Below are 10,827 nucleotides of genomic sequence, written 5' to 3'. Positions count from 1 at the left end.
GCCCCCGACCCGATCCCCCGACCCGAACAGGAGCGATGACATGGAGAAGTCCTGCGTCCGCCCCCTCGACCTGGACGACGCCGTCGCCCTCGTCGGCATCCTCGCCGCCCTCCAGGCCCTCCTCGACAGCGGCGGCCTCCCCCCTGAGGAGATCGAGGCCCTGCGCCACGGCCTCGAGCAGGGCGGTGCTCTCCTCCCCGGAAGTGACGAGAACGAGATCGCGACCGCTCTGGGTGGGCTGAACGCCCGCCTCCGTGGGACCATCGGGTGATCGCGCCGCGCCCGACGTTCCCGTAGCCTTCATCCGCGCTCGTGTCGACCCCGGTAACGCGCTCCCCCGCCCGCGGGTAGCGTCCGGTCCGGTCCCGCACTCCCACGGGGTCGCTGAAGCCCGAGAGCCGGAGGAGACCCGATCGTGAACGGTGACCACTTCGTGCTCTCGACCGCGACGCCGTGGGACGACCGCACCGAGATCATCGGCGTGTACGCCTCGGAGGCGTGGGCCCGCGAGGCCGCGGCCGCCTGGCTCGGATCCCCGGACCGTGAGGCGTTCCCCCGGTGCGTCATCGAGGGCTGGAGCGGTGCGCACCTCCTCGGCCGCGAGGTGGTCGAGGGCCTCGGCTTCGACGACGAGGGCGGCGACGAGTCGCTGGGCGGCCCCCGCAGCCTCTGACCCGCGGATCGGCTCAGCCGCCCCAGTGCGTCGGGCGCTCGAAGTGCGAGGGCAGCGTGGTCGCCGCATCCCCTCGGGCGCTGTTCACCTGTGCCTGGGTGAGGTAGACCGCCTCGGCGAGCCGGGCACCGGACACGTCCGCGTCGCGCAGGTCCACCCCGAGCAGATCGCACCGCTGCAGATCCGCTCCCCGCAGATCCGCGGCGAGGAGGAGCGCCCCCCGCAGATCCGCTCCCCGCAGGTCCGCGTTCCGGAGCACCGCGCCCGCCAGATCCGCTCCCGGAGCGAGCCGACGGCCCGTCGACCGGCGCGCAGCCGGCGCCGCTCCTGCGCGAGCGGCCCTGCTCGCGGCGATCAGGAGCGGCCGGGACGCTCCGTACTCCGCGTCGACGTCGACCGCGGCCACCTGCTCCGGCTCGCCGAGGGTGTGCGCGTGCACCGCGTCGAACCTCTCGCGGAGCTCGTCGAGGAGCGGCGCGCCGACGCCGGGCAGCGCCAGTGCGGAGTCGAGGTACCAGAGCAGCTCGTGAAGGCGGCGCATCAGCGGGAACACCGCGAACATCCGCTCGCGCACGGCCGGGTCCGACCGCCAGGAGACGCCGCCGAACGTCTGCTGCGAGACCTTCTGGCCGGCACCGAAGCAGTCGAAGACCGTGCAGCCGACGAACCCCTGCGGCCGGAGCCGGCGGTGGATCGTGCAGGCGTCCTCGCCGTCGAGGTTCACGCACGGGTCCCCGGCCCGTTTGTCGAACGGGAAGTCGGCGGAGCGGGCGAAGGCGAGGGCCACGCAGCACAGGCCGAAGCAGTTCGCGCAGTCGGCGCCGAGGTCCTCGCGGCGGCCGAGCTCGACCCTGGTGCGTGACGTCATCCGTCCGAGCCTACGCGCGGCGGCGCCGGCCGCTCAGTGCGCGAGCGCGAGCACGCCGACGACCAGCACGCCGAGGCCCACGATCCCGAGCAGCGAGACGATGCTCTCCTTCCGGGAGAGGCCCGCGCGCACGACGGCGATGAGGGCGATCCCCGCGAGTGTGACGACGTAGACGCCCGCGCCGATCCGCAGCGCGATCGTCGCGTCGATCCAGCCCAGCGCCGCGGCTCCGAGCGCGAGGACCGGCAGCGACGCCGAGGCGAGCGCTCCGCCCGCGATCCGCAGCATGGTCTGCGTCTCGGAGCGCGAGGGCGCCGAGGCGTGCACGACCTGGTGCGCGATCACCTCGGCGACGAAGCCCGCGGCCGAGATCCCGATGATCGAGATCACGAGGCTCTGGAGGGCGTGGACCGCGTCGGGGTGGTCGCCGACGAGGTAGATCATCACCACGGCCAGGCCCGTGAAGGTCGCGTAGACGCGCTCCTTGAGAGCGCGGGCGATCTCGTCGAGGGGGCGGCGGGTCCGCTCCGCCCACCGTCCGGCGCGGCCCGGGCGCAGGCGCACCGGCGTCATCCGGTCGGCGGGTGCGGTGCGGCCCTCGTCGGCCGCTCCGTCAGTAGGAGGCGGAGTCGACACGTGCCGCGGAGGAGTCGCCCGAATGCCGCGCGGCGAGGTCGCCGAGGATGGTCGCGGAGCCGCTGGTGCCGAAGCGGGTGACGCCGAGCTCGCGGTAGGCGAGGAGCGTGTCGAGGTCGCGGACGCCGCCGGACGCCTTCACCTGGACGGCCTCGGAGACGGCGCCGCGCATGAGGCGGAGGTCGTGCTCGTTCGCTCCGCCGCCCGCGAAGCCGGTGGCGGTCTTCACGAAGTCCGCTCCGGCGCGCTCGGCGGCCCGGCTGCCCTCGACGACCTGCTCGTCGTCGAGGAGGCTCGTCTCGAGGATGACCTTGACGACGTGGCCCTCGGCGGCCTCGACCACGGCGCGGACGTCGTCCTCGACGTCCTGGAGCAGGCCGCTGCGGAGGCGGCCGATGTTGACCACCATGTCGAGCTCGGACGCGCCGTCGGCGAGCGCCTGACGCGACTCCGCGACCTTCGCCGCGGTGGAGGTGGTGCCGTGGGGGAAGCCGATGACCGTGCCGACCAGGACGCCGGAGCCCTCGAGCCGGGCGACCGAGTGGGCGATGTCGGAGGGGCGGACGCAGACGCTGAACACGCCGGACGCGCGCGCCTCGTCGAGCTGGGCGTCGACGTCGGCGCGGGTGAGCTCGGGCTTCAGGATCGCGTGGTCGATGAGCGCCGCGATCTCGGCGACGGTGGGCAGGCTGGAGTCGGTCATCCGGACATTTTACGTCCGTCGGAGGACGACGAAGGCCCGCGATCCGAGAGATCACGGGCCTTCGTCGGTCGCGCTGCTAGCGGCGCTCGGTCACCAGCTGGACTTGGTGATGCCGGGCAGCTCGCCGCGGTGCGCCATGTCACGGAAGCGGACACGCGAGATGCCGAACTTCGTGAGGTTGCCGCGGGGACGGCCGTCGACGGCGTCGCGCGAGCGGACGCGGACGGGCGAGGCGTTGCGGGGGAGCTTCTGGAGGCCGACGCGGGCGGCCTCGCGGGTCTCGTCGGTCCCGGCCGGGTCGACCAGGGCCTTCTTCAGCTCGAGGCGCTTGGCGGCGTAGCGGTCCACGATCACCTTGCGCTGCTCGTTGCGGGCGATCTTGCTCTTCTTGGCCATACTTAGCGCTCCTCGCGGAAGTCGACGTGCTTGCGCACTACGGGGTCGTACTTCTTGAGCACGAGACGGTCGGGGTCGTTGCGGCGGTTCTTCTTGGTCACGTAGGTGTAACCGGTGCCGGCCGTCGAACGGAGCTTGATGATCGGACGGACGTCCTGCTGCTTGGCCATTAGATCTTCACCCCGCGAGCGAGAACATCCTTGACGACGGACTCGATGCCACGGGCGTCGATGACCTTGATGCCCTTGGCCGAGAGGGTCAGGGTGACGTTACGGCGAAGCGACGGCACGTAGTACGTCTTCTTCTGCACGTTCGGGTCGAAGCGGCGCTTGGTGCGCCGGTGCGAGTGCGAGATGGCGTGCCCGAAGCCGGGGACGGCTCCGGTCACCTGGCAGACTGCTGCCATGGTTTCCTCCATGTGTGGTTACCGTGGACCACGCGCGGCACGAGGCCTCGCCCGACCCACCCAAGGTCACTTGTCGGCGCACCGCCCGGCCGTTCAGCGGGGGCCGGAGCTCCCGCCCGACGGGCAGCACGCAAGCGCGTGCAGATGCACGCAACTTCGCTAGGTTACGCGAGCCGGGCGGAGGCCGCAACAGCGTCCCGGTCTCCGGCGAGGCTCAGCGGTTCCGAGCACCAGGACTTCCTGGGAGGTTCCGGCAGAAGTGGTCGTCGGTACCCCCCGAGCAGGGCGTTCGTGTATCTTGCGCTGTCCTCGGCGGTTCCGGGCGCCCTACTCTGAGCCGACCGCGGGCGCCCGCTCCCGGCAGCAGCCGGGAGTAGCAGCACATGCGCCAGTCCTTCCTCCGTTCCCTCGTCGCCGCGGCCGTGCTCGTGGCGGGCGCAGGACTCAGCGTCGTGGCCGCGCCGGCCGCCTCCGCCGCGCCGGTCTTCAGCACCGCGTGCTTCTCCTCTCCGAAGATCTCGGCGGTGTCGGAGTACACCGTCCCCGCGACCGGGGTGTCGACGGTCCGCGCGGTCCTCAGCGGCCAGAACGGCGGGAAGGGCGCGAGCGGCCTCGGGACGGGCAACGCCGGCGGACGCGGCTCCAGCCTCGTCGTGGAAGTGCCCGTCACGCCCGGGCAGGTGCTGAAGATCGGACGCCTCGCCGGCGCCCCGGCCGGAGCGGCCGGCGCCACGCGCTACGTGAACGGCGGCATCTACTCGGGCGATTCCGGCGGCGCCGGCGGCGACGCCCAGTACCTCACCACGGCCGGCTCGGACGGCTGTCAGCACGCCCTCGCCGTGGCTGCGGGCGGCGGAGGCGGCGGCGGCCGGTCCTCGGTCGGAGGCGACGCCGACGCGGGCAGCGGTGCGAGAGGCGGCGGGAACGGCGGCAGGAACGACGCGGCGGACGGCGGCGGCGGCGGGGCGGCCGGCCAGAGCTCGGGCGGCTCCCCCGGCGCCCGCGGGTACAGCACCTTCGGCGAGTGCGCCGACGGCAACAACGGCCAGTGGGGCGTGTTCCTCAACGACGGCAAGGGCGCCGACGCCGGATCCTCCCGCGGCGGCGGCGGCAACTGCTCGTTCCCCGGCCACAGCGGCGGCGGCGGCGGGGCCGGCTGGTGGTACGGCGGCGGTGGCGGATCGCCGTACGTGTTCGGCAGCATGAACGACACCCTCGGCGTCATGTACGACCCCGGCGCGGGCGGCGGCGGCTCGAGCTACGTGCACCCGAGCGTGACGAAGATCTCGCAGACGGCCGGCCCGACGGCGGCCGACCCCGTGGTCGCTCCGGTGTACGACACCGCCGTGACCGTGACGCGGACCCCCGACTTCTCCACGCTCGGGCAGGAGGTCACCGTCACCGCGACGGTGACCATCCCGAGCCTGGGCCGGCCGGTCGCCGCCGGCGGCACGGTCGAGATCCTCACCGGCGCGGGCACCAGCAGGGTGACCCTCGACGCGAACGGCGTCGGCGTGCTGAGCACGAGGGACATCCCGCAGGGCTGGAACGAGATCCGCGCGCACTACCCCGACACCATCACCCCCGCCGAGGCGGGACGCGGGAGCTGGTCGGCGCTTCCCGCCCTGCGCCACGAGGTGCGGGCGTGCGCTGCGACACCCGTCATCACCCGGCAGCCCGCGGACATCGCGGGCGTCACCAACCAGATCTACACGCTGACGATGGGCGTGAGCGTCTCCGCCGTCTACGGCGGCGTCCCCGCCGTGTCCTGGGAGAGATCCACGGACGGCGGCGCCACGTGGAAGCCCGCGCTCGGTCGGGCCGCGGTCCGGGACGACGGGACCGCGTTCCTCGAGGCCGGCCCCGATCTCACCGGCTCGTACCGCTATCGGGCGACCCTGACCACCTGCGGCGGCAGCGTCCGGAGCGAGCCGGCCACCGTGGCGGTGGGCGGTGTGCGGTTCGACCTGTCGACGCTCCCGCAGAAGACGTACGGCGACTCCTTCGACGCGAGCCCCTACGCGCAGGCCGTCGACGTGCCCGGCCGCTCCATCGTCCTGAGCAGCAGGACCGCCGAGACCTGCTCCGTCAGCGGCATGAGGGTGACCGTGCTCCACGCCGGCGTCTGCACGCTCGCCGCGAGGCTCGACTCCCTCGCTCCTCTGGGCTGGGCGGGCGAGCCCCTGCAGAGCTTCACGGCGAAGCCGAAGGCGCTCACGGTGACCGCCCCGACCGTCGACTACCCGCGCGGCGCGCCGGCCCCCGACCTGCGCTGCACGGCCGCCTTCGTCGGCTCCGACACCTTCGGCACCCCGCTCAGTGCGGGCGTCTACCGACCGATCGTCACGGCGGACGACGTCATCTACCGTTTGATCCCGAACTGGGCCACCTCCACCTTCACCACCTTCACGACGCGGTGCAGCGGCGCGAAGGTCAGCAGCGACTACACGGTCGCGGGGTACAAGGACGGCGCGCTGCGCATCGTCGCGGCCGTCCCGATGGTGACCGCCTCCTCGCCCTCGTCGACCTACGGATCCACTCCCCCTGCGATCACCGCCTCCGTGACCGGCTCCCCCTCGGGGACCGTGTCCTGCGGCGCCTACGCGGCGTCCGACACCGCCTTCAGGACGCCGCTGGCGCTCTCCGCGACGACCCCCGTCGGCCGCTACCCCACGCGCTGCTCCGGCCTGACGAACCCCTCGGGACAGCTGATCACCATCGACGGCGCGCTCACGATCTCCCCGGCGCCCCTCACGGTGACCGCGTCGAGCCCCGGGACGCAGGCGCACGGCACCGCGACCGCCCCGACGCTCACCTGCACGGCCGACGGCTTCGCAGGCACCGACCGGTTCGTCACCGAGCCGACCGGCGCCTACTACACGGCGGACGGCACCGAGAAGGTGACGGTCGGCGCGCGCACGCCCGTCGGCGACTACGTCACGCGGTGCGACGGAGGCGACGCGGGGCCGAACTACACCCTCCGCTCGGTCTCCGGCACCTTCGCACTGGCCGACCGCTCGGCCCCCGTCGTGACCGTGCCCGCCGCCGTGGCGGCCGAGCCGACCGACGTCTCCGGCGCCGTCGTCACCTTCGCCTCCTCCGCGAAGGACGCCGTCGACGGAGCCGTGGGCTCGACCTGCACGCCCGCCTCGGGGAGCGTCTTCCCGATCGGCGAGACGACGGTCGACTGCACCGCGGACGACGAGGCCGGCAACACCGGCACCTCCTCGTTCCGGATCACCGTCCAGAAGTTCTCTCAGACGGTCGCCTTCACCTCCTCGCGGCCGACGGCGCCGACGGCGCTGGGCACCTTCACCCCGACGGCCACCGGCGGCGGCTCCGGGAGCCCCGTCTCGATCGGAGCGACCGGATCCTGCACGATCACCGACGGCGTCGTGACCTTCACCCGCAGCGGCACCTGCACCGTGACCGCGGATCAGGCCGGCGACGACCACTACACCGCGGGGCGCGCCTCCTTCGATCTCGAGGTCGCGAAGGCGTCGCAGACGCTGACGGTCGCCGTGCCGAAGACCGGCGTGCTGGAGTCGACCGGCGTCGCCACGGCGACCTCGAGCTCGGGTCTGCCGGTGCTCGTGAGGACCTTCTTCGGCTGCACCGTCGCCCCTGACGCGACGGGTGCGCAGATCCTGACCTACACCGAGCCCTCGACCTGCGGCGTGCAGTTCGACCAGCCCGGCGACGACGTGTACGCGGCCGCCGAGGGCCTGGTGCGCTTCGTCCCGATCTCGCGCATCCCCCAGACCATCGTCGTCACCTCGACTCCGCCCGACCGGGTGTTCACCGACGACCGGTACACGGTCGAGGCGACCGGCGGCGGCTCGGGCAACCCGCTCGTGATCACGGTGATCGAGAACGGCAACTGCACCATTGCGGACGACGTGGTGACGTTCTTCGGCGACGGCACCTGCACGGTGAAGATCGACCAGGCCGCGGACGATCGGCACGACGCCGCTGCGCAGGTCCGGCAGGTCATCACGGTGGGAACCCCCGAGGGGAACCTCTCCTTCGGGAGCGACTCCCCCTCGCACGCGATGTCGCTCGAGACGTACCGGCCGACGATCGTGCCCGGCCCGTCGAAGGGCGTGCCGGTGCTCTCCGCGAGCCGCGACTGCTCGATCCTGCCCGACGGCGTGACCGTGCGGAACGACGGAGCCGGGCTCTGCGTGCTGTCCCTCGACCAGCCCGGAGACGGCTACTGGCCCGCACGGCACGCGGAGCAGCAGTACTCGATCTACTTCCTCCCGCAGACGGTCCGGATCACGAGCGCGCCTCCGGTCGGCGCCGTCCTCGGAGACACGTACCGCCCGGTGATCGAGGGCGGCGCCTCCGGCATCGCTCCGTTCCTCATCACGACAGCGACCTGCTCGGCGAAGGACGGCGTGGTCACCTTCACCACGAAGGGCGTCTGCGGCGTCTTCGCCTACCAGAACGGCAATCGGCAGTACGACAGTGCCCGGCCCGCCGTGCAGGAGGTCGAGGTCGGCTACGCGCCCGGCTCCGTGGCGTTCACGACCGCCGTTCCGACCGACGCGAAGGTCGGCGGATCCTTCACTCCCACCTTCACGCGCGGCCCGTCCTCCGGCCCCTCGGTGCTCGGCGTCGCCGGCGCCTGCTCCGACGGCGAGAACGGCGCCGTCCGGTTCGACTCCGCAGGCACCTGCACGCTGACGGCGATCCACTACCGCGACGACACCTACGGCACGGCGCGGGCGGTCCAGACCTTCGAGATCACCGCGATCGCGCAGACGGTCGCCTTCACCTCGACCGCGCCGTCGACGGCGACGTCCGGCGACACGCTCACTCCGACCGCGACGGGCGGCGCCTCCGGGCTCCCCGTGACGATCGGAGCGACCGGCGCCTGCACGCTCGCGGACGGCGTCGTCACCTTCGCCGGCAGCGGCACCTGCACCGTCACGGCGGACCAGGCGGGCGACGGGCGCTACGCGGCGGCGGCGCAGGTCTCGCAGACCGTCGCCGTCTCGCAGCTCGCGGGCACCGTCGCGTTCGGCGGCGATGCTCCGACCGCGGCCCGGGTCGGTGGCTCCTCGACCGCCGTCGTCGTCGCCGGCCCCTCCAGCGCTCCTCCGGTGCTGACGGCCTCCGGCGCCTGCTCCGTCGGCCCCTTCCGACTGGTCTCCTACGACTCCGCGGGCACCTGCACGCTGACGCTGGACCAGGCGGGAGACACCCGCCACAGCGCGGCGCCGACGGCCGTGCGCAGCTTCGAGATCACCCGGATCGCGCAGACCGTGGCCTTCACCTCGCAGGCGCCGGACTCGGCGCTCGCGGGCGGCACCTACCGCCCGACCGCGACCGGCGGAGCCTCCGGGCGGCCCGTGGTGCTCGGAGCCTCCGGGCCCTGCGCGCTCACGAACGGGGTCGTCACCTTCACCGGATCGGGCACCTGCACGGTGACCGCCGACCAGACGGGCGACAGCCGCTACGCCCCGGCGGAGCGGATCTCGCAGGTGATCGCGGTCGGACTGCTCGCGGGCACCGTCTCCTTCGGCGGCACCGCGCCGACCGGCGCGACGGTCGGCGGGACGACCACCCCGCGGATCGTCGCCGGGCCCTCCACCGCGCGTCCGGTGCTGACCGCCTCCGGAGCCTGCTCGGCGACCGCGGGAGTCGTGTCCTACGACTCCGTCGGCACCTGCACGCTGACGCTCGACCAGGCGGGCGACTCGCGCTACGGCGCCGCTCCGCAGGCCGTCCGGACCTTCGCGATCGGCGCCCTCGGCCAGACGCTGGCGTTCACGTCGCCGGTCCCCGACGCGGCGGTCGCGGGAGGCTCCTACACGCCCGTCGTGACGGCCGGCGCATCCAGCGCCCCCGTGGTGCTCGGAGCGGCCGGGTCCTGCACGGTCGCGGACGGCGTGGTGACCTTCACCCGCTCCGGCACCTGCACGGTGACCGCGGATCAGGCCGGGGACGAGCGGCACACCGCGGCTCCGCAGATCTCGCAGGCCGTCGAGGTCGGCGCCGCCGAGGGCACCGTCACGTTCCGCGACGCCGCTCCGACGGACGCCCGGATCGGCGGCTCCTGGACCCCGGCGATCGTCCGGGGCCCGTCGAGCGCCGATCCGGTGCTCGACGCCTCCGACTCCTGCTCGCTCGGCGAGGACGGCACGGTGTCCTACGACTCGGTCGGCACCTGCACGCTGACGCTGGATCAGGCGGGCGACGACGCTCACGCGCCCGCGGAGCAGGTCGTGCGGACCTTCCCGATCGGGAAGGCGCTGCAGACGGTCGCCTTCACCTCCGAGGCTCCGAGCACGGCGATCGCGGGCGGCCGCTACACGCCGACCGCGGCGGGCGGCTCCTCCGGCCTGCCCGTCACGATCGGCGCCACGGGCGCGTGCTCGCTCGCGAGCGGCGTCGTGACCTTCAGCGGCTCCGGCACCTGCACGGTCACCGCCGATCAGGCCGGCGACGCCACGCACGACGCGGCGCCCCGGGCGACCCAGTCGATCGCGGTCTCCGCGGTCGTGCCGGTGAAGAAGAAGGCGCAGAAGGTCTCCTTCTCGACGTCGATGCCGTCCTCGCCGGAGAAGGGCGTCGCGTACCCGGTCGCGGCCTCGGCGACCTCGGGCCTCCCCGTCAAGCTGTACGCGAGCGGCAGCTGCACAGTGTCCGCGACCGGCGCAGGCACGGCGACGGTGCGGCTGACCGGCGCGGCGAGCTGCACGGTCCGGGCCACTCAGGCGGGCGACTCCACGTGGCTCGCCGCGACCTCGGTGACGCAATCGCTGCAGGTGAAGTCCTCCACCCGCGCCGACCTGACGCTGACGCTGGCGCCGGCGCCGGGCCTCTCGGCGACGGCCCCGCTCTCGGGCACGATCACGGTCCGGAACACCGGCACCCGGGACGCGGCGGCGACGACCAGCCGCGTCGTCGTCAGCGGCACGGTGGCGAGCGCGCCCGGCGCCGTGCAGACGAAGGGCTCGGTCGCGGGCACGACGGTCCTCACCTGGACCGCGCCGAGCGTCTCGGTCGGGCGGAGCATCACCTACTCGGTGACGCTGGTCGACCGGCCGGCGGCCACGACGATCGACGCCAGGGTGTCGACCGCCGCCGCTGATCCGACGCCGTCGAACAACGCCGTCAAGCGGACGTTCAAGTAG

9 protein-coding genes are annotated in these 10,827 nt (G+C 73.5%); 3 read left to right on the top strand and 6 right to left on the bottom strand.

The window, feature by feature from the left end; genetic code table 11:
* Both C5D08_RS15430 and C5D08_RS15425 read left to right on the top strand, forming a co-directional pair.
* On the top strand, positions 1 to 271 hold a 271-nt coding region (locus C5D08_RS15430; RefSeq protein WP_219815188.1), incomplete at its 5' end, for a hypothetical protein.
* Between the two features lie 144 nt (positions 272 to 415).
* On the top strand, positions 416 to 673 hold the full coding sequence (locus C5D08_RS15425) for a hypothetical protein (protein WP_104277770.1): 258 nt from the start codon (positions 416 to 418) through the stop codon (positions 671 to 673).
* A 13-nt stretch (positions 674 to 686) separates the two neighbouring features.
* Here C5D08_RS15425 and C5D08_RS15420 read toward each other — a convergent pair whose 3' ends face one another.
* The 6 genes from C5D08_RS15420 to rpmB form a co-directional block, all read right to left on the bottom strand.
* Positions 687 to 1,541, bottom strand: coding sequence for a pentapeptide repeat-containing protein (locus C5D08_RS15420; protein ID WP_104277769.1), 855 nt, complete (start codon positions 1,539 to 1,541; stop codon positions 687 to 689).
* A 33-nt stretch (positions 1,542 to 1,574) separates the two neighbouring features.
* On the bottom strand, positions 1,575 to 2,177 hold the full coding sequence (locus C5D08_RS15415; protein ID WP_146082574.1) for a hypothetical protein: 603 nt from the start codon (positions 2,175 to 2,177) through the stop codon (positions 1,575 to 1,577).
* On the bottom strand, positions 2,155 to 2,880 hold the full coding sequence (gene deoC, locus C5D08_RS15410) for a deoxyribose-phosphate aldolase (protein ID WP_181110246.1): 726 nt from the start codon (positions 2,878 to 2,880) through the stop codon (positions 2,155 to 2,157). Before deoC ends, C5D08_RS15415 begins: the two co-directional genes overlap by 23 nt.
* 90 nt (positions 2,881 to 2,970) lie before the next feature.
* Entirely contained in the window at positions 2,971 to 3,276 is a 306-nt protein-coding gene (gene rpsN / locus C5D08_RS15405) for a 30S ribosomal protein S14 (protein WP_104225107.1), read from the bottom strand.
* Between the two features lie 2 nt (positions 3,277 to 3,278).
* A complete protein-coding gene (rpmG, locus tag C5D08_RS15400) occupies positions 3,279 to 3,446 on the bottom strand; it encodes a 50S ribosomal protein L33 (RefSeq protein WP_027692168.1) in 168 nt (55 codons plus the stop codon).
* Positions 3,446 to 3,682: a 50S ribosomal protein L28 gene (rpmB, locus tag C5D08_RS15395; protein ID WP_056038148.1), complete on the bottom strand. Its 237-nt coding sequence runs from the start codon at positions 3,680 to 3,682 to the stop codon at positions 3,446 to 3,448. The genes rpmG and rpmB overlap by 1 nt, the downstream gene beginning before the upstream one ends.
* A gap of 383 nt (positions 3,683 to 4,065) precedes the next feature.
* On the opposite strand from rpmB, the gene C5D08_RS15390 reads away from it, so the two are divergent.
* Positions 4,066 to 10,827 (top strand): HYR domain-containing protein, encoded by a 6,762-nt coding sequence (locus C5D08_RS15390; RefSeq protein ID WP_104277767.1) that lies wholly within the window; start codon positions 4,066 to 4,068, stop codon positions 10,825 to 10,827.

Origin of the sequence: Rathayibacter sp. AY1B6, from assembly GCF_002932755.1 — a bacterium.
GTDB lineage: Bacteria > Actinomycetota > Actinomycetes > Actinomycetales > Microbacteriaceae > Rathayibacter.
The sequence above is the reverse complement of the archived record's forward strand: the minus strand, read 5'-3'. Positions and strand labels throughout refer to the sequence as shown.